We start from the raw sequence: 23,440 nt of genomic DNA on the forward strand, positions 1-23,440 counted from the left end.
TTGCCGTTGCGGCGGGTCCAATCCAACAGAAGCGCCCGATTACAAGCTTAGTCCACCGCGGCGGAATCGAAACCCCTTCACGTCATACATAACCCTGGCATAGCCCTGGAATATTCGACATTCGAGCCGCCTTGCACGCCAACCCGGCCAATCCGGCCGATCTGGCCAAGCGCGCAGCAATCGTGCCCGCTAGTGCTGAACGCCCCATTTGCGCACGGTCACGCGCTCCAGCGTGTCGAACACCAGATGCTCGATCAGCAGGCCGATCACGATCACCGCCGCGAGCCCCGCGAAAACGCGGTCCGTGTAAAGCTCGTTGCGATTCTGGAAGATGTACCAGCCCAGGCCGCCGCTGCCCGAACTCGCTCCGAATACCAGTTCGGCCGCGATCAGCGTGCGCCACGCGAACGCCCAACCGACCCGCAGTCCCGCGAGAATCGACGGCAACGCGGCGGGCACCAGAATCAGCAGGACGTGGCGCATGCCGGTCAAGCCATAGTTGCGCCCCGTCATGCGCAGCGTCGCCGGCACCGATTGAAAACCGGAGTACGTGTTGAGCGCGAGCGGCCACAGCACCGCATGCACCAGCACGAACAGCAGGCTGCCGGTGCCGAGGCCGAACCACAGCAACGCGAGCGGCAGCAGCGCGATCGAGGGCAAGGGGTTGAACATCGCCGTGAGCATCGACAGAAAATCGCGGCCCACGCGCGTCGACACCGCCAGCGACGTCAGCACGAAGGCGAGCGCGGCGCCGAGCAGATAACCGCGCAGCAACACCGACATCGACACCGCGGTCTTGCGCAGCAGTTCGCCGGACCACACACCTTGCACGAACGCGCTGAAGGTCGCGCCGAAGGTCGGCAGCAGCAGATCGTTGTCGACCGCGCGCGCGGCGATTTCCCAGATGGCGATCAGCACCAGCGCGATCAGCGTCTTGCGCAGCCAGGCTTGCGCGAGAAGGCGCTTGCCGAACGGCAACGGCGCTTCGAAAACAAGCTCGCCGAGCGGTTCGAGCGGACGTTCGTACTCGTCGCGAATGGGGGGCAAAGCGGGCGGCAAAATGGGCGGCAACGAGGTGGCGGGAGAACTCATTGCGCGGCCTCCGTCTCTTCGAACAGCAGGTGATGAATGCGCGCGACGCTACGCTGAAAATCGCCGCGCCCGAAACTGTCCTGCGAATACTGGTGGCTGTTGAGTTCGGCGCGCACGCGGCCCGGATGCGGCGACAGCAGCAGAATGCGGTTGCCGACCACCAGCGCTTCCTCGATCGAATGCGTGACGAACAGCAGCGTGAAGTTCACCTCGTCCCACAGGCGCAGCAGTTCCTCCTGCATCTTGCGGCGCGTGAGCGCGTCGAGCGCGGCGAACGGTTCGTCCATCAGCAGCACGCGCGGCTGCATCGCGAGCGCGCGCGCAATCGCGACCCGCTGCTTCATGCCGCCCGACAAGGTATGCGGATACGCATGAGCGAACGAAGCCAGCCCCACCTTTTCCAGATAGTGCAGCGCGCGTTCGTTGACTTCGGCACGCGAGAGCTTCTTCGCGACACGCAGTGGAAAGGCAACGTTTTGCAGCACCGTTTTCCACGGCGGCAACTGATCGAATTCCTGGAACACGACGATGCGATCGGCGCCGGGCCCGCGCACGGTTTGACCGTCGAGCGAAATGCGGCCCGAGGTCGGTTCGATGAAGCCCGCCACCGCCTTGAGCAAGGTCGACTTGCCGCAGCCCGACGGTCCGAGCAGCACGAAGCGGTCGCCGCCGTAGACGTCGAAACTCACGTCATGGGTCGCGCGAACGATGCGCTCGCGAGTGCGGTATTCGAGGTTGACGTTTTCGACCGCGAGCAAGCGCTCGCTGGTCGCGCCGCGGGTTTGTCCGCTGCGTTCCGGAAATAGAAGCGTGGGATTGGCCACCATCAGAGCGCTCCTTCGAAGCCGGCCACGCGGGCCGATGCATATTCAGCGAGATGAAAAATCAGATGCATCATGCTCAGCTACCCGCCGCGGTCGCCGGGTCGTCGAAGAAATAATCCTTCCACGACTTCGGCTCGTTTTTGATCACGCCGACGCGATACATGAATTGCGCGAGCCCGAGCGTGTTCTGCGGCGCGACCTTGAATTGCACCTGCGGATTCTTGATTACCTTCAGCAGCAGATCGCGGTCGATCTTCGACTGATTCGTGCGGATGTAGATGTCGGCGGCGGCCTCGGGATTCGCCGCGACGAAGCGCGCGGCGTCGGCGAGCGCGTCGACGAACGCTCGGTACGTCTTGGGATTGTTGTCGCGGAATTTCTCGGTGGCGTAGAGAACCGTGGCCGAACTGGGGCCGCCCAGCACGTCGTAGGAATTCAACACGATGTGCGCTTTCGGATTGCCCGCGAGTTCCTGCTCCTGAAACGGCGGATTGCCGAAATGCCCGGTGATTTCCGTGCCGCCCGCAATGATCGCCGCGGCCGCGTCGGGATGCGGCAACGCCTGGGTGAATTTGTCGAGGCGGTTGTACGCCTTGTCGCCCCAACGTTTCGCGGCGGCATACTGCAACACGCGCGATTGCACCGACACGTTCACGGCCGGCAAGGCGATGCGGTCCTTCTCCGTGAAGTCGGCGATCGTCTTCACGTCGGGATTGTTGCTCACGAGGTAGTACGGCAGATTGCCGAGCGAGGCGACGCCCTTCACGTTCTGCTTGCCGCGCGTGCGGTCCCAGATGGTCAGCAAGGGGCCGACGCCCGCGCCGGCGACGTCCACCGCGCCGGACAGCAGCGCGTCGTTGATGGCCGCGCCGCCCGAGAGCTTCACCCAGTCGACCTTGATGTCGAGCCCCTGCTTGCGGCCTTCCTTCTCGACGAATTGCTGATCGCGCGCCACGTTCAGCAGCAGATAGACGATGCCGAACTGTTCGGCGACGCGGATCTGTCCTTCGGCGTGGGCGGGCATGGCCGTGGTCAATCCCGCGCTGGCGATCGACAAGCCCAGCAGTGTCGTGGCGGTCGCGGCGGCCGTGGTGAAGCGTCGGGCAAAAAACGACCGCGCGGCGGTCGGGCGAAACCTGGCAAGCATCGGAACTCCGGTCAGCGTGTGATTGAGGTCAAGGCGGGCGGCGTTGCCGTCAGAACGGCACGTCGCCTTCGATCGTCGTGCGATAAAGCTTGCGGCGCAGATGGTCGGGCGTGCCGGCCGCGAGATGCATCAGCGAGCGGTTGTCCCAGAACACCATGTCGTGCGCGGACCAGCGATGCCGGTACAGATGCTCGGGGCGCACGCTATGCGCGAAGATCGCTTCGAGCAATGCCGCGCTCTCGTCCTCGGGCAAACCGATGATGCGAGTCGTGAAATGCTCGCTGACGAAGAGCGCGCGGCGTCCGGTCTCGGGATGCGTGCGCACGATCGGCTGCACCACCGGCTTGACCTGCGCGATCTGCTCGGCGGAGAGATTGGGCCGCCACGGGCTGCGTTTTTGCAGTTCCGCGTACTTCGCGAGATACGTGTGTTCGGCGAAGCGCCCTTCCACCGCGCGGCGCAAATGCGCGGGCAACGTGTCCCACGCGAGGTGCATGTTGGCGAACAGCGTGTCGCCGCCTTCCGCGGGCAACTCCTGCGCGTGCAGCAGCGAACCGAGGCTCGGCTTGTCCTTGTACGACAGATCGGAATGCCAGTAATGACCGGCGTCGCCGAGACCGATCGGCTTGCCGTTCTCGACGATGTTCGACACCACCAGCACCTCGGGATAGCCCGGCAACTGGAATTGATGCAGCACATGAATCTGCAGCGGACCGAAGCGCCGGCTGAAGGCGATCTGCTGATCCGGCGTGATGCGCTGATCGCGAAACACCAGCACGTGATGATCGAGATGCGCGCGATGGAGGCGGGCGAAGTCGTCGTCGCTCAGCGGCTCGTCGAGGTCGAGGCCGAGTACTTCAGCGCCGAGCGGGCCGTCGAAGGCGCGAATCTCGATGCGCCGGGAGGGATGGAGCGGGTTGGCGGCGCTGGCCGCGTCGAGGTCGGGTGCAAAGGCAGTCGTCACAGGAAACTCTTCGTCGAATCTGTTCGGAGGACGCCGTCGAAGGCGTAGTCAGAAGAATTTACTGGCGCGAAGGCCCGGGCACAACGAAGGAAATCCGATACGGTTATCTGCTGAAGTGATAAACCCGTTGCTTTAACGCGTGGCGGACCGCGATAGCACGTTCGATGCCTCCGCGGCAACGGCCCCAATGCGCGGGTCCGTGGGTCCGTGGGTCCGCCGTCACGCGTCACAGCCGACCAGGCCGCGGATCGGGCACGAAGCCGTCGCGATTGGGCATGACCACGCGCGGCAGCGACGCCGCATCGAGCCGCGTGTTCGCCGGCACGATGCCGTTCTGATTCAGCAGGAACGCGCTCACCGCATACACCTCGTCGGCGGACAGCGATTCGGGCGCGTTATACGGCATCGCGCGGCGGATATAGTCGAACAGCGTGGTCGCGTAGGGCCAGTAGCTGCCGACCGTGCGCTTCGGCTTCGCGCTCGCGAGCGTGCCGTGGCCGCCCACCAGCGGGTCGCCGAGACCGCCCTCGCCTCGCGCGCCGTGGCATGCCGCGCATTGGGCGGCGAAGACCCGTGCGCCCGTCGCGACGTCGCCGCTGCCGGCCGGCAAGCCGCGGCCATCCGGCGCGACGTCGATGTTCCACGCGGCGAGCTGCGAGTCGGTGAGCGGCGTGCCGATGTCGTGGGTCGGGGTTGAATTGCGCGCGTCAGGCGAGATCGACGCACAGGACGCAAGCGCCAAAAACGCTAGCGATGCGGCGAGCCGAACGCGCGCCCTGATTCGCAACCCCGTTCGCACCCGCGACGCACCGCTCGCGCCGAACCGCTTCTCACGCATTGCGCACCTCGCCGTTTTCGCCGACGCGCCATTGCTGGATCGCGTTGTAGTGGTACTGCGAATTCAGGCCGCGCGCGGCGACGAGTTCGGCGCGCGTCGGTTGCGCGTAGCCGGTCGAATCGGTGGCGCGCGAAAGCAGCGCGGCGGGGCCGCCGTTCCAGCGCCAGTCGGCCTGAAAGCGCGTGAGCGCGCGATCGGCCACGGGGCCGTCCAGGCGCGCTAACTGCCAGGTCGCGCCGCCGTCGGTGGAGACCTCGACCTTGCGGATCGTGCCGCGCCCGGACCACGCGAGCCCCGTGATCGGGTAATAGCCGTGCGTGCTGAGCCGATGTCCCGGCGAAGGCCGCGTGATGACCGACTTCGCATCCATCTCGAACGCGAACTGACGCGCGCTGCCGTTCGCGAGCAGGCTCGTGTACTTCGACGTTTCCTCGCGCGTTTGCAACGGCGCGTCGACCACCTTCAGCCGGCGCAGCCACTTCACATTCGTATTGCCCTCGAAGCCGGGAACGATCAGGCGCAACGGATAACCGTTTTCCGGACGCAAGCGCTCGCCGTTTTGCGCGTACACCACCAATGCGCTATCGAGTATCCGTTCGAGCGGCAAACTGCGTGTCATCGCGGCGGCGTCCGCGCCTTCCGCCAGGAGCCAGCCGCTTTCGGGCTTGAGCGGGTTCGAGAGGCCGCCCGCTTCTTCGAGCAAGGTCGACAAACGCACGCCGGTCCATTCGCAGCACGACAGCAAGCCATGCGTGAGTTGCACGGGCAAACCGCTCGGCCCATTCCACTCGCTGCCGGTATTGCCCGAACATTCGAGAAAGTGAATCCGCGATTCGGACGGCAGGCGCAGCAGGTCGTCCATCGTGAACAGCTTCGGTGCGCGCACGAGGCCATGAAGCGCCAGCCGATGCTGCTCGGGATCGATGTCGGGCACCCCGCCGTGATGCCGCTCGTAGACGAGTCCGTTGGGCGTGAGCGTGCCGTGCAGGTCGGCGAGCGGCGTCATCGACGACGCCGCGCCCGGCAGCGGCCATGCGCGCGCGCTGCGCCGCACGACGTTCGCCTCGCGCGGCGACGGCACGCCATACGGATGGTCGAGTGTCGGCGCGCCGGGCGTGCGGCTCCACGGCGCGACGTCGAGCGGCCGCAGCAGTTCAGCGGCCGCCGTCGCCTGCGAAGCGGCGAGACCGCCGGCCGCGAGACCGCCGAGCAGGCGACGACGGCCGCGCGACGGCGGCGGATCCGGCTGGGGCTTGCGCGAGTTCATCATGGCGGCGGCGCGTGGTGGGCAAGCGGGCTATCGTAGCGATGCGCGAAGCGCGGGCCAAACGATGAATTTTCATATCGATTGGAGTAAAGCTATTGAAGTGAGGCGGGCTGAAAGCGGGGCTGGCCGTGCGCGCGCCGGCGCGCGAAAAACACTTCACGTCATGGGTAATCGCTGAAGCGCGACACCGGCTCGGTCACGGTCGTGGCGGGCGTATAACCCGGTACATTCGCCGCAGCGCGTGGCAACCGGTGCTTCGATCAATGCCGCCACGACCCATGCGGCAACTCCACCTCCCGCTGCGCCGCCGCCAGCCCTTCGAGCAGCCCCGCGCGGTCCAGCGCGATGCAGTACACCGGCTTCGCGCGCTCGAAGCGCCAACTGTCCGCGAGCGCGCCGGCGTCGACGGGATCGAAGCCGAGCTGATCGACTAGCGCGCTCACCACGCGCTTGGCCGGCCCGTCGTCGGCGGCGAGCGGCAGCGCGCGGCGCTTCGGCGTGCCGGCCGGCTTGCCGTGCGTTTCCAGGTCTTTCGCCAGGATCGCGCTGAAGGCCTTCACCACTTTCGCGCCCGGCAATGCGGCGGCGAGCAACTGACTGGTGGTGGTGGCGCGCGTGTCGAGCGCTTCGATCTGGCCGTCGCGCTGCGGATAGTAGTTGCAGGTGTCGATCACGATCTTGCCGTCGAGCGCCGCCGCCGGCAGCGCATGAATGCTGCTGAACGGCACCGCCGCCACCACCGCCTCGCCGAATGTCGCCGCCTCTTGCGCGGTGCCGAGCGCGCAGCCGGTCGCCGCCGCCGTGCTGATCAAGGTCCGCGGATCGCGGGAATTGCTGAGCATGACCTCGTGGCCGTTTTGCCGGGCGAGGGTCGCCAGCGCGCGGCTCATGAAGCCCGCGCCGAGAAAGCCTATCTTCATGTTTCACACTCCGTTGCAGGTTTGGGATTGCGCCGTCGAGCGCACGCTCAGCGGTAAGACACACTATGATTCAAAACTTCAACGGGATAAATCGGCATAATTCGACGACTGTCGAAAACATGGGTAGGGAATGATGGACCGTTTGACCAGCATGGCCGTGTTCGTCAAAACGGCCGATAGCGGCTCGTTCGCGGCGGCGGCGCTTGCGTTCGGCATCTCGTCGCAGATGGCCGGCAAGCATGTGAGCACGCTGGAGGAACGCGTCGGCGCGCGTCTCATCAACCGCACCACGCGGCGCCAGAGCCTCACCGAGATCGGCCGGATTTTCTACGAGCGCTGCAAGGCGCTGCTCGCGGATGCCGAAGCGGCCGAAGCCGTCGCGCAGGAACTGTCGGCGTCGCCGCGCGGGCGCTTGCGCATCACCGCGCCGGTTACGTTCGGCGCCTGCTGTCTCGCGCCGATGATCGCGCGCTACCTCCAGGCTCATCCCGAGGTGCGGGTGGAACTGACGCTCACCGACCGCTTCGTCGATCTGATCGACGAAGGGTATGAGGCGGCGATTCGGCTGGGGCCGCTCGCGGATTCGTCGCTGATCGCGCGGCCCTTGATGCCGTACCGTTTGGTGGTATGCGCGTCGCCGGGCTATCTGGCGCGGCACGGCACGCCTGACACCCCGCAAGCGCTGACCGGACACGACTGCATGGGCTTCATCTTCACGAGCTTGCCGGTGGCGAGCGAATGGCGTTTCGCGGATACGCGCGGTGAACACGCGGTGCCGGTCTCGGGCCGCTTTCAGGCCAACGACGTGAAGGCGCTGCTCGCCGCGGCGCTCAACGACGGCGGCGTGATGCTCGCGCCCGAAGTGGCGGTGCGCGACGAGCTGGCGGCAGGCCGGCTGATGCGGCTGCTCGACGGCTACGAAGCCCCGGCGCGGCCCATGCATCTGGTCTTTCCGGCGAGCCGCGCCACGCCGAAACTGCGCACGTTCATCGATCAGGTGGTCGCGGAGTTCGGGCCGCACGGCGTGTGAATCACGTGTGGGAGCGGTGAGCGGTGAACGTTGAAGCGGGCAAAAACGAGGCAAAGCCGGTGAAAAGCGTGAAAACACCCAACCGACGCGGTCTGAAAACCGGCCCTTCCGCCCCGCCAATCCCTGCGCATTGAAGGCTCGATTCGCGGGCTTTGCCCGCGTTCGGCGCGTCACAAGGCAAAATACGGGTTTCGCGCGCGCGAAGCGCGCCGCGATTCTGGATGAAGCAACTTCAAACCCACACCTCGGCGGCCGCCGTGCCGCCGACCTTCGCCAACGCGCATGACGACTGCCCGTCTGTATTTCAGGCCCGTGGCGTGCGCCGCAGCCAGGACAGCTCGTCCTCGAACAGAGCCACTCAGGAGCATTGATGACCGATTCGAACCCATCCTTCCTCGGCAGGATTTCACTTGCCGTCAGCACGTTCTTCCGCATTCTCGGCGACGGCGAATTCGCCGCCGGCGTGCTGCGTCTGCGTAACGGAGAGGCGGCCGCGAGCACACCGCCCGCCGCCGCTGCGTCCACGCCCACGCCCGCTCCCACGCCCGCGCCGCAACCGGCACCCACGCTGAAAGAAGCCAGCCCCGACGCCGCGCTGCAATTGCTCGGCCTGCTGCAACGCGACGCGCGCTTCATCGATTTCGTCGAGGAAGACATCAAGCATTACAGCGACGCCGACATCGGCGTGGCCGCGCGCCTCGTGCACGAAGGCTGCCGCGCGACGCTGCGCGAGCACTTCACGATCCGTCCGATCCGCGACGAAGCCGAAGGCAGCCGCGTCACGCTGGCCGAAGGTTTCGACGCGAGCGCGATCCGCCTGACCGGCAATGTGGTGGGCCGCGCGCCGTTTAGCGGCAGCATCAGCCACCGGGGCTGGCGGGTCGACGAAGTGCGTCTGCCGAAGCTCACGGACAGCCACAACGCGAAGGTGATCGCCCCGGCCGAGGTGGAGCTATGAGCGACGCACGCGAATCACGCTACGCGATCGGCATCGACCTGGGCACCACGCACTGCGCGCTGTCGTATGTGGACACCGCCGCCAGCGACGGCGAGCAAACCAGCGAGGGCGTGCTGCCGATCGCGCAGCTCACCGGACCCGGCGCGATCGACAATCTCGACCTGCTGCCCTCGTTCCTCTATCTGCCGCATCCCGACGAACTGAACTCGGGCGACCTCCACCTGCCGTGGACCGGAGAGCGCGAGTTCGCGGTCGGCGAGTTCGCCCGCGGCCGCGGCGCGGCCACGCCGATCCGGCTCGTGTCGAGCGCCAAAAGCTGGCTGTGCCATCCGGGCGTCGACCGGCGCGCGGCGATTCTGCCCAACGACGCGCCGCCCGAAGTCGCGCGCGTCTCGCCGCTCGAAAGCTCGGTGCGCTATCTGACGCACTTGCGCGAAGCCTGGGACCACGCGCATCCCGAGGCGCCCTTCGCGCAGCAGGACATCACGGTGACGATTCCCGCGTCGTTCGATCCGGCCGCGCGCGAACTCACCGCCGAAGCCGCCGAGGCCGCCGGCTACGGCCGCATGACGCTGCTGGAAGAACCGCAAGCCGCGCTCTATAGCTGGATCCAGAAGAGCGGCGGCCAGTGGCGCAAGCAGGTCGAGGTGGGCGACATCATCCTCGTGGTGGATGTGGGCGGCGGCACCACCGACCTCTCGCTGATCGCGGTGATCGAGCGCGAGGGCAATCTCGAACTGCATCGCGTGGCGGTCGGCGAGCACATTCTGCTGGGCGGCGACAACATGGACCTCGCGCTCGCGCATGGCGTCGCGCGCAAGCTCGCGGCGCAAGGCACCCAGGCCGACGCGTGGCAACTGCGCGCCCTCACCTATGCATGCCGCTCGGCCAAGGAAACGCTGCTCAGCGATCCGGCGACCGACACGGTGCCGCTCGTCGTGCCGAGCCGCGGCTCGAAGCTGATCGGCGGATCGATCCGCACCGAACTCACGCGCGCCGAGTTGACGCAAACCATCCTCGAAGGCTTTTTCCCGCAGGTGGACAGCGCGGCGCGGCCGGTGAGCCGCGCGCGCGCCGGTCTCACGCAACTCGGCCTGCCGTATGCGCAGGACGCGGGCATCACGCGGCATCTGGCGGCGTTCCTCGGCCGTCAGGTGGGCGCGCTGGCGGAACTCGAAGGACTGCGCGACGCCGCCGCCAATCCGAACGCAAGCGTAACCACGAACCCGGGCGCGCAAGACGCGAGCTTCCTGCATCCCACCGCCGTGCTGTTCAACGGCGGCGTGTTCAAGTCGCCGCTGCTGGTCGAGCGGATCATGGGCACGCTCAACAACTGGCTCGCGGCCGAAGGCGCGGCGCCCGCGCGGCTTCTGGAAGGCGCCGACCTCGACCTCGCCGTCGCGCGCGGCGCGGCCTACTACGGCTATGTGCGGCGCGGCCGGGGCGTGCGGATTCGCGGCGGCACGGCGCGCGCGTATTACATCGCGATCGAATCGGCGATGCCCGCCGTGCCGGGACTCGAACCGCCTGTGCAGGCGCTGTGCGTGGCGCCCTTCGGCATGGAGGAAGGCACCGAGGCCGAGTTGCCCGCGCAGGAATTCGGCCTCGTGGTCGGCGAGCCGGTGCACTTCCGCTTCTTCGGTTCGTCGGTGCGTCGTCAGGATCAGGTGGGCACGCTGCTCGATTTCTGGGGCCCGGAGGAATTGCAGGAACTCGAAGAGATTCAGGCGACGCTGCCGGCCGCGGGCCGCACCGCCGGTGAAGTCGTGCCGGTGAAGCTGCATGCGCGCGTCACCGAGGCGGGCACGCTCGAACTGGAAGCGATGCCGCGCGGCACCGACGAGCGCTGGAAAGTCGAATTCGACGTGCGCGGCAACGCCAATGCATGACTGAGATGAAGCGGTACAAGGTCGGCATCGATCTCGGCACCAGCAACACGGTGCTCGCCTACGCGGAGGCGGGCAACGCGTCGGAGCCGATTCGCGTGTTCGAGATCGAGCAACTGGTGAGTCCGGGTGAAGTGGCCGCGCGGCCGCTTCTGCCCTCGGTGCGCTATCACGCGGCGGCGGGCGAACTGGACGCGGGCGATTTGCAATTGCCCTGGACGGCGACGGTGACGGCGACGGCGACAGCGACGGCAAAGCGCGCGGCGAGCGGCGGGCACGGCGCGGACCGCGGCGACGGTAAGGCGGCGCAATCGCCGGTCGTGATCGGCCGGCTCGCGCGCACGCTCGGCGGCCAGGTGCCGGGGCGGCTGGTGGCGAGCGCCAAGAGTTGGCTGTCGCATGCGTCGGTGGACCGCGTCGCGCCCATCCTGCCGTGGGGCGCCGCCGACGACGTCCTCAAGGTCTCGCCGGTCGAGGCCAGCGCGAGCTATCTCGCGCACGTGCGCGCGGCCTGGAACCAGCGCTTTGCGCAGGCGCCGCTCGAACATCAGGACGTGGTGCTCACGGTGCCGGCTTCCTTCGACGAAGGCGCGCGGGCGCTCACCGTGGAAGCGGCGCGCATGGCGGGTCTGCCAGGCTTGCGGCTGCTGGAGGAACCGCAAGCCGCGTTCTACGACTGGCTGTTTCATCACCGCGAGCGGCTTGCGGCCGAACTCGCCGACACGCGGCTCGTGCTGATTTGCGACGTGGGCGGCGGCACCACCGATCTGACGCTGATCGAAGTGAACCTGCCTGAGAACGCCGAGCCCGAACTCACGCGCATCGGCGTGGGCAATCATCTGATGCTCGGCGGCGACAACATGGATCTGGCGCTCGCGCATCGCGTCGAGATGCGGCTCTCTGGCGGCGACGGTGGAAGTCGTGGCGATGGCGGCGGCAGCAACCGCGGCAATGCCGGCGATCGCAGTGGCGATGGCGTGAATCGCGGCAATGCCGGCAACGGCGATGGCGAAAATCGCGGCAATGCCGGCGGCAGCGGCGGCAGCAACGCGATCGAGAGCAGCGGCAGCAGCGCCAGCGCCAACAGCGAACGCAAGCGCCTGTCGGCAGCCAGCCTCTCCCAACTGGTCGAGCGTTGCCGCGCCGCGAAGGAACAACTGCTCGGCCCGCAAGCGCCCGATTCGACCTCCATCACGCTGCTCGGCGCGGGCTCGAAACTGATCGGCGGCGCGCGCACCGCGCAGCTTATGCGTGACGAAGTCGAGCAGATCATCGTCGACGGCTTTTTCCCGGCGGTGGCGTCGAGCGAACGGCCAGGCAGGCCGCGCGGCGCGATCGTCGAGTTCGGTCTGCCTTACGCCACCGATGCCGCCGTCACGCGTCATATCGCGGCATTCCTGAGCCGCTTCGCGGCGCAGTCGCGCAAGGCGTTAGGTCGCGCCGCTTCCACCGATCCGGACGCGTCCTTGCCGGTGCCCGACACGCTGTTGCTGAACGGCGGCGTATTCCGCGCCGAGGCGCTGACGCGACGCCTCGCCGACACACTAGGCACGTGGCGCGGCGAGCCGCTCAACGTGCTGCACAACCACAACCCGGACGTCGCCGTGGCGCGCGGCGCGGTCGCCTATGCGCTGGCCCGCGCGGGCGGCGCGCCGAAGATCGGCGGCGGTTCGCCGCGCAGCTACTTCCTCGTGCTCGACGAAACGGGCGACGGCAAGCGCGACGCCGACGCTTCGCCACGCGGCATCTGCCTGCTGCCGCGCGGCACCGAGGAAGGCCACGAAATCCTGATCGAGCAGCGCACCTTCGCGCTGCGTCTCGGGCATCCGGTGCGTTTTCACCTGGTTTCGTCGAGCGCGGACACGGTGTATCAAGCCGGCCAACTGATCGATCTGGCGGACGGCGATTTCATTCGCCTGCCGCCCATCGCGACGATCGTGCAGCCGCGCGATCAAGCCCGCGATAGCACCAGCACCAGCACCGGCACCCGCACCGCGCGCGAAACCGCGGTGCGCATCGCGACCTCGCTCACCGAAGTCGGCACGCTCGAAGTCCACTGCATCGAACTCGACCATCCCGCGCAGCGCTGGCTGCTCGAATTCCAGTTGCGCCGCGAGGACGCGCAGGTGAATCTGGCCGGCGATGCGAGCGAGACCCGGCATCCCTCGCTCGATGAAGCGATCGACCATATCGACCGCAGCTTCGGCTCGCGTTCGCAAAACGTCGGCCCGAAGGAAATCAGGCGGCTGCGCGCGCAGCTCGAACAACTGCTCGGCCCGCGCGAGAGCTGGGACAGCGCGCTGCTGCGCGAACTGTTCGGCGCGCTGTGGGAACGCGCGCGGCGTCGGCGGCGCTCGGCGGATCACGAACGGCTATGGCTGAATCTCGCTGGCTATTGCGTGCGGCCTGGCTTCGGCTATCCGCTCGACGCATGGCGCGTCGAACAACTGTGGTCGCTGTTCGACGACGGCATTCAGTACGTCAACGAGAGCCAGGTGTGGTCGGAATGGTGGACGCTGTGGCGCCGCGCCGCGGGCGGCCTCGACGAAAGCGCGCAACTGCGCGTGCTCGACGCGATGGCGTATCTGCAAACGGCCGCGCAATCGCGCCACAAGCTGCCGTTCGACGTATCCAGAACCGGCTTTCCCGACATGCTCCGGCTGAGCGCGTCGCTCGAACGCATTCCCGTCGAACGCAAGATCGAACTCGGCGAATCGGTGCTGACGCGGCTGAAGAAACCCGCCGAAAATCATCAAGGATGGTGGGCGGTGGGCCGTATCGGCGCACGGCGGCCGTTCTATGGCAGCGCGCATGGCGTGGTGCCGCCGGAGGTCGCCGGGCGCTGGCTCGACGCGATACTCGCGCTCGACTGGAAGAAGGTCGATCCCGCCGCGTTCGCCGCCGTGCAGATCGCCCGCATGACCGGCGACCGTTCGCGCGACTTGCCCGACGCCGCGCGCGATGCGGTGGTACGCCGGCTCGAAGCGGCCAATGCGCCGCGCGCGTGGATCACGATGGTGAGCGAGACCGTGGAACTCGATAACGCCGACGAAGGCCGCGTATTCGGCGAGTCGCTGCCGGCGGGCTTGAAGCTGATCGCCGGTTGAGCGTTACGCGCCACGCCGGGCCGCTCAGCCAAACGCCCCGCTCACCTGGCGGCTCATCAACATCGCTCGGCCCCTAGCTCGTCACCGCGTCCTCCTGAGCCCGCTTTCTCGTCAGCATCGCGCTGATGTCCTGCGCGCGGATCGGGCGCGCGAGCAGATAGCCCTGCACCAGATCGCAGCCGGCCCGTTGCAGCCAGTCGAGTTGCGCGCGGTTCTCGACGCCCTCGGCCACGACGCACAGGTTGAAGCCGTGCGCAAGCGAGATGATCGCGCCGGCGATGGTCGTGCCGGCATCCGGCAAAAGCTGGATGAAGCTGCGGTCGATCTTCAACTGGTTGATCGGAAACGACTGCAGATACGACAGCGACGAATAGCCGGTGCCGAAGTCGTCGATGGCGAGCCGCACGCCCAGGTGCCGCACCGCGTGCATGAATTCCATCGCGGAATCCATGTCCTCCATCAGCAGGCTTTCGGTCAGTTCGAGTTCGAGCTGCGTCGCGGCCAGTCCGGTATCGTGCAGCGCGTGCCTGACCGCGTCGATGAAATCGCCGTCGCGCAACTGCCGCGCCGACACGTTGACCGCGACGTTCAACGCGACGCCCGTCGTGCGCAGCCACGAAGCCGCATCGGAACACGCGCGCAGCAGCACCCAGCGGCCCAGTTCGCCGATCAAGCCGCACTCCTCCGCCACCGGAATGAATTCCGATGGCGCGATGAAGCCGTTCTCGGGATGCGGCCAGCGCAGCAGCGCCTCCACCCCCACCATGCGCTCCGAATCGCAACGGAATTGCGGCTGGTAATACACGTCGAGCTCGCCGCGCTCCATCGCCTTGCGCAGATCGCGTTCGAGCCGCACGCGCCGCTGCGTGCGCAAGGTCATCTCCGGCCTGAACTCGGCCAGCCGGTTCTTGCCCGATACCTTCGCCTGGTAGAGCGCGATATCGGCGTTGCTGACGAGTTCGGTCAACGCGGTGGCGTCGTCGGGAAACATGCTGATGCCGACGCTCGCGGTGGCCAGCATGTCGATGCCGTCGACGTGAAACGGCCGCCGCAGCGCTTCGGTGATCCGCTCGGCGATCGCCAGCGCTTCGGCGTTGTCGCGCACCGGCGCGGCGATCACCGCGAATTCGTCGCCGCCGATCCGGCCCACGACGTCGTGTTTGCGGACCACGGAAACCAGCGTGGCGCCGACCTGCCGCAGCAGCCGGTCGCCGGCGCCATGCCCCGCCGTGTCGTTGACGCCCTTGAAGTTGTCGAGGTCGATCAGCAGCAGCGCCAGTCTGCGATCGGCGCGCGCGTGCACTTCCATCGCGCGTTCGAGCGTTTCGTAGGTGGCGCGCCGGTTGGCGAGGTCGGTCACGGGATCGGTGTGCGCGAGGTAGTCGAGCTCGCGCTCCGCCTTGTCCATGCGCGCACGCGCGCGCCGCATGACGAGCGCCGCCACCAGCATCGCGCCGAGCGACGCGATTCCGAGCAAGCCGGCGAAGCGCAGAATGCCGGTTCGCACGTCCGCCGTGCTGGCGACGAATTCCACGACGCCGAGCTGATGACCGCGATAGCGGATCTCCTGATGCACCGTGATGGTCGACGACAGCCACTGAAACGCCGCGGCGGACGGCTCCGGAGGCGGCGCGGCGTTACGCGTCAGATACTGCGCATAGAGAAAGCCGGCACGGTCGTACACGGTGACCGAGAGCAGCGACGGGTCGGGGCGAAACGCGCGCAGGGTTTCCATCGACGCGTCGTGGTCCTCGAACATCACGGAAGCCGAAATATTGTCGGCGACGATCGCCGCTTCGATCTCGACATCCTTGACGAGCGCCTGGCGCAGCGAGACGAACTCGTAAGCCAGCATCACGCAGCCGACGATCACGAAGGCCGCGATGGCCGCGATGAGTTGGCCGGTCTCGAACGTTTTGGAGAGCCGCGAAGGTTCCGGTCGTATCTGGCTTTTCATTGAACGTTCCTTGCGAGGCGCAGCAGCTTCGAACTGAATTTCAGGCCGCAATGGGCCGCCTCTTGCGTATCGATGTCGAAGCGCACGTGTTCGTCCTCGGTGACGAGCGTGATGGCCGCACTGCTTCTGCCGGGCAGGCCGCCGTCGCTCACGAGCAGCGCGCTCGCCTGGCCGCAGGATGGCGGCGCGGGCGCGCCTTCCGGCAGCACCGTGATATCGCATTTGCCCGGCCTGGGCGACGCGGCGCTGTCGACCGTCGTCCACGGCCGGCCGTCGATGATCTTGCCGTCGAGCTTCTGCAAGCTGTTCCACAACGGCTTGCCGCGCGTCGCGCAGACATTGAACGAGGCCGCGGGCGCGGCGCTCGCGGGCCACGTCGTGAAGAGCGCGAAGTTGTAGATGTAGGCGGCCTTCAGCGCGACGTCCTGCACCTGGCCCACGCACCACAGCGGCATGAGCAGCCACCACGGCAACACGGCCATCGCGAGACATACGTTTCGGGTCGGTCCCATGTCAGAACCCGTACACCATCTTCGCGTACACGGTGCGGCTCTGCTGCTCGATCGTCTGCTGGACGAACGCCGGCCCGGCGGGATCCGCGTAGCGTTTGTTGAACGCGTTGTAGACGCTCAGCGAGACCTCGGCATGACTGATGAGCCGCGACGAACCGAGCGTGAGATTGGCGATGCAGAAGCCGCCCGTCGTGGACGCTCCGGTCGAACGCGACGAGGTGCATTGCACCTCGGTGCCGAGGCGCGCGGCGTGATGGAACAACGGCACCAGCAGGTTCATCTTCGCCAGATGACGCGGTGAATTGGCCAGCACCGCCGACTGACCGTCGCGCGCGAGTTGCCACGAATAGCTCGCGCGCACACGGACGCCGCCGAAGAAATCGCGCTCGACGGCCAGTTCCGCGCCTTTCACGTCCGCGCGATCGATGTTCTGAAACACCAGCAGACCGTTGTCGGGATCCACCGTCTGCGAGATCAGGTCGCGCACCGCGTACTGGAACAGCGACAGCGTCACGCGGCCGCTCGATTCGAACAGATGCTCGAGCACGATTTCGCGCGTGGAGATATGTTCCGGCTTGAGCTTTGGATTCGCCTCCTGGCCGCCCTCGCCGGGCACGTTGTAATACAGCTCGTAAGCGTTGGGCGCGCGATACGCGGTGCCGTAAATGAGCTTGGCGGTGTCGCGCGCGGTGATCTTGTAGATCAGCGCGAGCCGCGGGTTGAGGTTGCCCGCCGTCACGCTGTCCCAGTCGTAGCGCAAGCCCGCGCTCAGCGTGAAGTTCGCCGGCAGCCGGATTTCGTCCTCGATATACGCGCCGGTCTGATTGCTGGAGCGCTTGTCGTTCAGTTGCGACGAGTACGGCTCGACGATGTAGTTGTACTGGTCGCGGTGCGCGTCGCGGCGAAAATCCGCGCCCACCACGATCTTCTGCCGCGGCTGGCTCGTGATCGTGGCGTGCGTGTCGGCGCCGTACCAGAGCGCATGATCGCCATCGACACTCGCCACGGCGGTGCCGGTGTCGTACGGATACGTGCCGAGCCCGCGGTAGTCGGCGCGGCCCCAATAGGCCTGAGCGGAGACCGCGAGTCCTGCGGTCAGTTGACGCGAGAACGTGCCGTTGATGAAGCCCTGCGAATCGTTGGTCGAGTTGGGCGCGTTGAACACCGCGCCGAACGATCCGGTCGGTACGCCCTTGGTGCGATTCACATAGGCGGCGGAAAAAGAGAAATCGCCATACGCGGCCTTGGCGAACAGGCGCTGCGCGCGATCGTAGTCGAGGTCGTGCGCGATGCCGTGGTTCTGATCCGGCGTGTCGAAGTCGGGGAAATACAGGTCCTGTCCGTTGCGCACATACGAACTCGCCGACAACACCAGGTCCGCGCCGTTCTGGCCGTGCCAGCCGTAGGTGGCGCGCGCCCTCTTTTCGCCGAAGCTGCCGACGGCCACGGCGGTCTGCGCGCCGTCGATCGCGCTGCCCTTCTTCGTGATGACGTTGATCACGCCGAACAGCGCGTTCGATCCATAGACGGCGGAGCCGGGACCGGGCACGTATTCGATCCGCTCGACGAGGTCCATGTCGACCAGCGCCTCGGTGCCGATCACCGCCTGACCGTAGACCGAATCGTTGGTGCGCACGCCGTCGATCAGCAGCAGGAAGCGGCTGTCGTAATCGCCCGGACGCAGGAAGCCGCGCGCGCCCACATAGGCATAGTTGCGGTCGTAGCTGACGTAGAGCCCCGGCAGCGACGCGAGCGCGTCGGAGAGCGTGCGCCAGCCGAAATCGCGGATGTCCGCCGCGCTCAGCACCACCACGGCGGAAGGCGCGTCGCTCACCGACTGCGTGAATTTCGACGCGGACGTCACCACTTGAACGCTCATCAGCTTCTCGAGCGGCAGCGTGGCGAGCGTGTCGGCATCGGCGTCCGGCGCGATGTCGGTGGCTTCGCTCGCGGGTAGGTCACCGGCGGGTACGTGGCGGGCGTTACCTGCGTTACGCGCGTCGAGCGGATCGACGGCCGCGGCTGCGTCGGTTTGCACCGACAACGAGACGAAAATAACGGCGGCGGCAAAATGTACCGCCAGGTGTCTGGAATGGGCGCGGGTCATAGTGTGAATGCGGTGAGCGCCTTTGCGCCTTTCCTTCACACTAACGACAATTTCAGCAGCAACTTAAGCGGGGGCGGACGGGGTTCAGGACAAACCCTATGCAACGCACATACGGCTGCAGCGCTTCATACGCGGCGGTAAAACATGCCGCATGTGAAGCAAGCGCCGCGCGCTGCGATACCACACAGCGACGCGGCCAATGTCTCTACTTGAACGCCTTAACGCGCGCCGCCGCTGGCAATCAGGGTTTCGCCCGTCATCCAGCGCGAGTCGTCCGACGCGAGGAACACGGCAACGTCGGCGACCTCGTCAGGCTGGCCGATGCGGCCGAGCGGCGTCGTGCTGATCGCCCACTGCTCCAGATCGGAGCCGACGATGCCCGCGCTATGCGTGCCTTCGGTCGCGATCATGCCCGGGTTTACCGAGTTCACGCGAATCTTGCGCGGACCGAGTTCGCGTGCCAGCACGCCGGTGATGCCGTCCACCGCGCCCTTGGTGCCCGTATAAACCGCGCTGCCCGGCGGCGTGAGGCGCGTCACCACCGAACTGACGTTGACGATGCTGCCGCCTTCTCCCAGATGCTTGACGGCCGCCTGCGTGGTCAGCAGCAGACCCAGCACGTTGACGTTGAAGTGCTTATGGAAATGTTCTTCGGTGATCTCCTCGATCTGCGCGAACTCGTACACGCCCGAGTTGTTGACGAGGATGTCGAGGCGGCCATACGTTTCGACCGCGGCGTCGATGATGCCTTGCGCGTCCGCCGCCTTGGAGACGTCGCCGCCGACGGCCACCGCCTTGCCGCCCGCCGCGGTGATCGCGGCGACCACGCTGTCCGCGCCCGCCTTGCTGGACGCATAGTTCACCACCACCGAGGCGCCTTGCGCGGCCAGCGCCTTCGCAATCGCCGCGCCGATGCCTTTCGATGCGCCCGTTACAACCGCGACTTTGCCTGTGAGCTTGCTCATGATCGTTTCCTTTCGATTGGGTTGCGCCGACGTAGTGCGGCGATGATTCGCGAGTTGGCGCCCATGAAGCCGATGCAGCTTCCGATGCAGCGACGCCGCCACTGCATGCAATGTAGGGATTCAGGCGACGGGGATAAAGCGGCTGAAGGCGAACAGATACGTCGGGAGGCGCGAACAATCGAAGCGCGGCGCGCGCCAGCCACGCGGCGCTGATGGAATACATGCCGCGCGCATGCCATGCACGCCGCGCGAGAAGCCGATCTCAGCGCCTGCGCCACAGCATGATCTGCACGGACAAGCTGGCCAGTACGGCTATTGCACCGAGCGTATCCAGAATGGTGGCCCACACGATTCTTGCCCTCCTCGCTTTGCCTGTCGCCAATGCCTGATCAAACGAATGCGCGCGCCATCAATTGAATGCCGAGGCCGAGCAGGCAAACAAAGAACCAGCGGCGGAAGGTGTCGGCGCTGATGCGCCCTCGCACACGCTGTCCAATCCACATACCAATCAGCGCCGGCGCCACCGCGAGCAGCGAGTGGCCGAGGTCGTCGACGGCGAACGCACGCTCTTTGGCGAGCCCGATCGCGAGCGCGATGGTGGAGACCGTGAACGACAGGCCGAGCGCTTGCACCAGGTCCTCTTTCTTCAACGCGAGGCCCTGAAGATAAGGTACCGCAGGCACGACGAACACGCCGGTGCCGCCGGTGATCACGCCCGTGACCGCGCCGATTGCCGGCGACAGCCAGCGCTCATGCCGCCTGGGCACGTCGAGACGCCACGCCGTCAGGCCCGCGCCGGCGTACAGCGTCAACGCGGCGCCCAAACCGACGACCGCCCATTCGCCGCCCCCGCCCGCGATAAACGACGCGGCGGCAATCGTGCCGCCGACGATGCCCGCCATCATCGGCCACAAGCGCCCGAGCAGCGCCCGCACGCTCGGTCCCGCGAACAATTGCCAGAGGTTCGTGACGAACGAGGGCAACAGCAGCATCGCGGCCGCGTGAGCCGGCAGCATCAGCGTGCCGAGCACGCCCATCGCGACGGTGGGCAGACCCATGCCGGTCACGCCCTTGACGAAGCCGGCGACGACGAAGGTTGCCGCGACCAGACCCGCGTGCATCGCAAGGGAAGAACTCATCAGGAGCCTGTTCATGGTTGTGATATTGACGATTTTCGATTGCCGCAAGCCCGGCCACAATGCGTAAGATACTTACCGTGACTTAGGCTATGGCTTAGGCTGGCAACCCGAACCGAGACAAGGCAAACGCCCCTCCATGCGCTTCGATCTGATCGACCTGCGGCTCTTTCTGAACATCCTCGAAACCGGCAGCATCACGCACGGCGCCGCGCGCGCGAACATGTCGTTGCCGTCGGCGAGCGCGCGGCTGCGCGGCATGGAAGACGCCCTGGGCATGCCCTTGCTCGAACGCGGCCGGCGCGGCGTCGAATCCACGCCCACGGGCGACACGCTCGCCCATCACGCGCGGCTCGTGCTGGGCCAGATCGAACGGATGCAAGGTGAACTGGGCGAGCATCAGGAAGGACGCAAAGCCTGCATTCGCCTGTGGACCAACACCGCCGCGATCACCGAATTCCTGCCCGCGGCGATCGGCCTTTTTCTGCGCGATCATCCGAATGTGCAGATCGATCTGAAGGAGCGCCAAAGCAGCGAGACGGTAAAGGCGGTGCTCACCGGCGCGGCGGAGATCGGCATCATCTCGGATGCGGTCGAGCATGGCGCGTTGCAAACGCTGCCCTGCGCCGTCGACAAGCTGGTGCTGATCGCGAGCCGCGACGACGCGCTCGCCACGCGTCGCCGCGTCACGCTGGCGGAAGTGGCCGACCGCGAATTCATCGGGCTGAGCGCGGACAGCGCGTTGCAAGCGTATCTGGACGAGCGCGCGCTACTGGCTGGCGGAACGCTCAGCTTCCGCACCCATGTGCGAACTTTCGACGGCATCTGCCGCATGGTCGAGCAAGGCGCGGGCGTCGGCATCGTGCCGGCCACGGCGGCGAAGCGTTATCGCGGGCGACCGGGCATCCGCATGATCGAGTTGACCGATAGTTGGGCGACGCGCCAGTTGCTGATCTGCATGCGCGACATGAACGCGATGCCGCGGCCGGAGAAGGCGTTGGTGCGGCACCTGGCGGGCGGTTCTGGTCAGTCGTCGGGAAGTTCACGGGTTCGTTGAGTTACAAAGCGTTGCCGACGTGGGCGCGCTTCGCGGGGCACAATCACATCTCCGTGGTCTACTCGTTCAACACCATCGACGATGAAGTCGGCGCGGCGTTGCTCGCATTCATGCAAGCGGAGCGGTAGCGGTTTAGTTGTGGCCGGCCTATGGATGAAGGTGCGTAGCGCGTCATTGCGCGCTACAAAAGATGACCGTGAGGACAAGGGGAATGACCTGCCGCACGACAGCGTCGCTGCCGGCCTTCCGTACGCGCGCTTCCACGTCCTCGGTGGAGCCCACTACCACCGCGCCATAGGCGGAATCTGTAATGGGCTGGCCGCTTCCCTGTTTGAATATCGTGTCGCCGTGTTCATACCCGAGAACGGCGTAGACGCGAAAACCGAACGCCGTCAGGTTGCCGTCGTGTGCCGGTTTGAATGCATTGACCGAGTTGGCCTCGACACGCATCGGCTTCGGATCGATATATCGATCGGTCACGAGCGGAGCGATGAACGCGTGCGCGTTTGATTTGCAGTCGAGTTGAGCGTCGAGCGCGTAGGCGCGGCACAGGACTGGGGTAAACCCAGCGCCTATTGCAATAATCAATGTGAGCGCGTTGAGGACGGACTTGGTCATGATGGTGGCGCCGTGGGTCTGTCTCAGTCCACCTTGTCATGGTCGACCGGAGAGATCTGTACGGTAGCAGCCAATGTTTTTTATTCAGTTCCGCGTGAAGGGCTTGCGGCGATGGGCGGGTGTCTTTGCTCCCCCGATGCTGGACCGTGCCGTTGTTTTCGATGGGGCGTATAGCGTATAGATGAGCGCTCGGCGCTAGTTGGATTTGCTCGACATGGCCTCTGTCGAGAAGAGGTCGATTTCGGCTGGTAAGCGGGCGTTCGCGGATGGCAGATATCCGGTGCCCTGGTGTAGCCTGCATCTCTCTCGCAGCTAATCGCGCGGATAGCCCTGAGCTTGAGCGGTAGCTCAGGTCGGCAGCGTTACCATCGGCGCTTCAGCCAGGCGCCAGGGAGCCATCATGACGGTGAAGCGTATGGACAACGTCGGCATCGTGGTTGAAGACATCGATGCCGCCATCGAATTTTTTGCCGAACTCGGCCTTGAGCTCGAGGGGCGTGCCCCGATCGAAGGAGACTGGGCAGATAGCGTCACTGGATTGCGCGGCATGCGCGTCGAAATTGCCATGATGCGTACGCCGGACGGTCTCAGCCGGCTCGAGATATCCCGATTCCTTGCGCCACCTGTGGTCGCCGATCACCGTCGCACCCCGGTGAACGCCCTTGGTTACCTACGCGTCATGTTTACCGTGGAGGACATCGACGATACGCTCGCCCGTCTCGGTAAACGCGGCGCGGAACTCGTCGGCAAAGTGTCCCAGTACGAAAACGCGTATCGGCTCTGCTACATCCGGGGCCCCGAAGGGATCCTGATCGGGCTCGCTCAGGAGCTCGGGCATGGCGCCTAACCCCTCCATCGAGCGGATGGTCGAACGTTAGAGATCGGTTGCTTCCTGAAAGGGAAAGTCGGAGCGCTGGTCGACTGCTATGGGTCTACAGCGTTATGGTCGACTTGGGCGCTCTCGGGCTGCGCGCGGCCATTTTGAGACATTCGACGGCACCGCTTAGACTGTTGACAATCATTGGCTCCCTGACTCGTATCGAACAACATGAGCG

The 23,440-nt window shown here is 66.3% G+C and carries 20 protein-coding genes; 7 read left to right on the plus strand and 13 right to left on the minus strand.

What is annotated here, in order from left to right:
• Positions 1-189: 189 nt before the first annotated feature.
• The 7 genes from ACOCG7_RS21170 to ACOCG7_RS21200 form a co-directional block, all read right to left on the minus strand.
• Positions 190-1,092 (minus strand): ABC transporter permease, encoded by a 903-nt coding sequence (locus tag ACOCG7_RS21170; protein WP_244744096.1) that lies wholly within the window; start codon positions 1,090-1,092, stop codon positions 190-192.
• Positions 1,089-1,919, minus strand: a complete 831-nt coding sequence (locus tag ACOCG7_RS21175; RefSeq protein WP_244744094.1) for an ABC transporter ATP-binding protein — start codon at positions 1,917-1,919, stop codon at positions 1,089-1,091. The genes ACOCG7_RS21170 and ACOCG7_RS21175 overlap by 4 nt, the downstream gene beginning before the upstream one ends.
• 73 nt (positions 1,920-1,992) lie before the next feature.
• Complete coding sequence (locus ACOCG7_RS21180; protein WP_114162496.1) at positions 1,993-3,063, minus strand: ABC transporter substrate-binding protein; 1,071 nt, start codon at positions 3,061-3,063, stop codon at positions 1,993-1,995.
• Between the two features lie 49 nt (positions 3,064-3,112).
• Positions 3,113-4,027, minus strand: coding sequence for a TauD/TfdA dioxygenase family protein (locus tag ACOCG7_RS21185; RefSeq protein WP_244744092.1), 915 nt, complete (start codon positions 4,025-4,027; stop codon positions 3,113-3,115).
• 226 nt (positions 4,028-4,253) lie between these two features.
• Complete coding sequence (locus ACOCG7_RS21190; protein ID WP_244744090.1) at positions 4,254-4,865, minus strand: c-type cytochrome; 612 nt, start codon at positions 4,863-4,865, stop codon at positions 4,254-4,256.
• Positions 4,858-6,132 (minus strand): sulfite dehydrogenase, encoded by a 1,275-nt coding sequence (gene soxC, locus ACOCG7_RS21195; RefSeq protein ID WP_244745002.1) that lies wholly within the window; start codon positions 6,130-6,132, stop codon positions 4,858-4,860. Before soxC ends, ACOCG7_RS21190 begins: the two co-directional genes overlap by 8 nt.
• 260 nt (positions 6,133-6,392) lie before the next feature.
• The gene (locus tag ACOCG7_RS21200) at positions 6,393-7,052 is read right to left on the minus strand and encodes an NADPH-dependent F420 reductase (protein ID WP_244744089.1); all 660 of its coding nucleotides are present in this window, start codon (positions 7,050-7,052) and stop codon (positions 6,393-6,395) included.
• A 133-nt stretch (positions 7,053-7,185) separates the two neighbouring features.
• Here ACOCG7_RS21200 and ACOCG7_RS21205 point away from each other — a divergent pair, with 133 nt between their 5' ends.
• The 4 genes from ACOCG7_RS21205 to ACOCG7_RS21220 all read left to right on the plus strand — a co-directional run bounded on the left by ACOCG7_RS21205 (position 7,186) and on the right by ACOCG7_RS21220 (position 14,033).
• Entirely contained in the window at positions 7,186-8,082 is an 897-nt protein-coding gene (locus tag ACOCG7_RS21205; RefSeq protein ID WP_244745001.1) for a LysR family transcriptional regulator, read from the plus strand.
• A gap of 370 nt (positions 8,083-8,452) precedes the next feature.
• Entirely contained in the window at positions 8,453-9,040 is a 588-nt protein-coding gene (locus ACOCG7_RS21210) for a DUF2760 domain-containing protein (protein ID WP_244744088.1), read from the plus strand.
• Positions 9,037-10,929 carry an Hsp70 family protein gene (locus tag ACOCG7_RS21215; RefSeq protein WP_244744087.1) on the plus strand — a complete coding sequence of 631 codons (1,893 nt, stop codon included), beginning with the start codon at positions 9,037-9,039 and terminating at the stop codon, positions 10,927-10,929. The genes ACOCG7_RS21210 and ACOCG7_RS21215 overlap by 4 nt, the downstream gene beginning before the upstream one ends.
• Complete coding sequence (locus ACOCG7_RS21220; RefSeq protein ID WP_244744086.1) at positions 10,926-14,033, plus strand: Hsp70 family protein; 3,108 nt, start codon at positions 10,926-10,928, stop codon at positions 14,031-14,033. Before ACOCG7_RS21215 ends, ACOCG7_RS21220 begins: the two co-directional genes overlap by 4 nt.
• Before the next feature lie 73 nt (positions 14,034-14,106).
• Here the strand turns inward: ACOCG7_RS21220 and ACOCG7_RS21225 are convergent, their stop codons facing one another.
• From ACOCG7_RS21225 to ACOCG7_RS21245, 5 genes are all read right to left on the minus strand, one after another.
• Complete coding sequence (locus tag ACOCG7_RS21225) at positions 14,107-15,990, minus strand: putative bifunctional diguanylate cyclase/phosphodiesterase (RefSeq protein ID WP_073432505.1); 1,884 nt, start codon at positions 15,988-15,990, stop codon at positions 14,107-14,109.
• Positions 15,987-16,502 (minus strand): YfiR family protein, encoded by a 516-nt coding sequence (locus ACOCG7_RS21230; RefSeq protein WP_114162505.1) that lies wholly within the window; start codon positions 16,500-16,502, stop codon positions 15,987-15,989. Before ACOCG7_RS21230 ends, ACOCG7_RS21225 begins: the two co-directional genes overlap by 4 nt.
• 1 nt (position 16,503) lies before the next feature.
• On the minus strand, positions 16,504-18,609 hold the full coding sequence (locus ACOCG7_RS21235) for a TonB-dependent receptor plug domain-containing protein (RefSeq protein WP_244744085.1): 2,106 nt from the start codon (positions 18,607-18,609) through the stop codon (positions 16,504-16,506).
• A gap of 218 nt (positions 18,610-18,827) precedes the next feature.
• On the minus strand, positions 18,828-19,574 hold the full coding sequence (locus ACOCG7_RS21240) for a glucose 1-dehydrogenase (protein WP_114163502.1): 747 nt from the start codon (positions 19,572-19,574) through the stop codon (positions 18,828-18,830).
• A gap of 389 nt (positions 19,575-19,963) precedes the next feature.
• On the minus strand, positions 19,964-20,713 hold the full coding sequence (locus ACOCG7_RS21245; RefSeq protein WP_244744084.1) for a sulfite exporter TauE/SafE family protein: 750 nt from the start codon (positions 20,711-20,713) through the stop codon (positions 19,964-19,966).
• Between the two features lie 136 nt (positions 20,714-20,849).
• On the opposite strand from ACOCG7_RS21245, the gene ACOCG7_RS21250 reads away from it, so the two are divergent.
• Positions 20,850-21,767, plus strand: coding sequence for a LysR family transcriptional regulator (locus ACOCG7_RS21250; protein ID WP_244744083.1), 918 nt, complete (start codon positions 20,850-20,852; stop codon positions 21,765-21,767).
• Positions 21,764-21,895 carry a hypothetical protein gene (locus ACOCG7_RS21255; RefSeq protein ID WP_280519478.1) on the plus strand — a complete coding sequence of 44 codons (132 nt, stop codon included), beginning with the start codon at positions 21,764-21,766 and terminating at the stop codon, positions 21,893-21,895. Before ACOCG7_RS21250 ends, ACOCG7_RS21255 begins: the two co-directional genes overlap by 4 nt.
• A gap of 43 nt (positions 21,896-21,938) precedes the next feature.
• On the opposite strand, the gene ACOCG7_RS21260 is transcribed toward ACOCG7_RS21255, so the two are convergent.
• Complete coding sequence (locus ACOCG7_RS21260) at positions 21,939-22,385, minus strand: hypothetical protein (protein ID WP_244744082.1); 447 nt, start codon at positions 22,383-22,385, stop codon at positions 21,939-21,941.
• A 400-nt stretch (positions 22,386-22,785) separates the two neighbouring features.
• Between ACOCG7_RS21260 and ACOCG7_RS21265 the strand changes: the two genes are divergently transcribed.
• Positions 22,786-23,232 (plus strand): VOC family protein, encoded by a 447-nt coding sequence (locus ACOCG7_RS21265; RefSeq protein WP_244744081.1) that lies wholly within the window; start codon positions 22,786-22,788, stop codon positions 23,230-23,232.
• Positions 23,233-23,440 lie beyond the last annotated feature (208 nt).

It is taken from the genome of Paraburkholderia sp. DD10, from assembly GCF_049177125.1.
GTDB lineage: Bacteria > Pseudomonadota > Gammaproteobacteria > Burkholderiales > Burkholderiaceae > Paraburkholderia > Paraburkholderia terricola.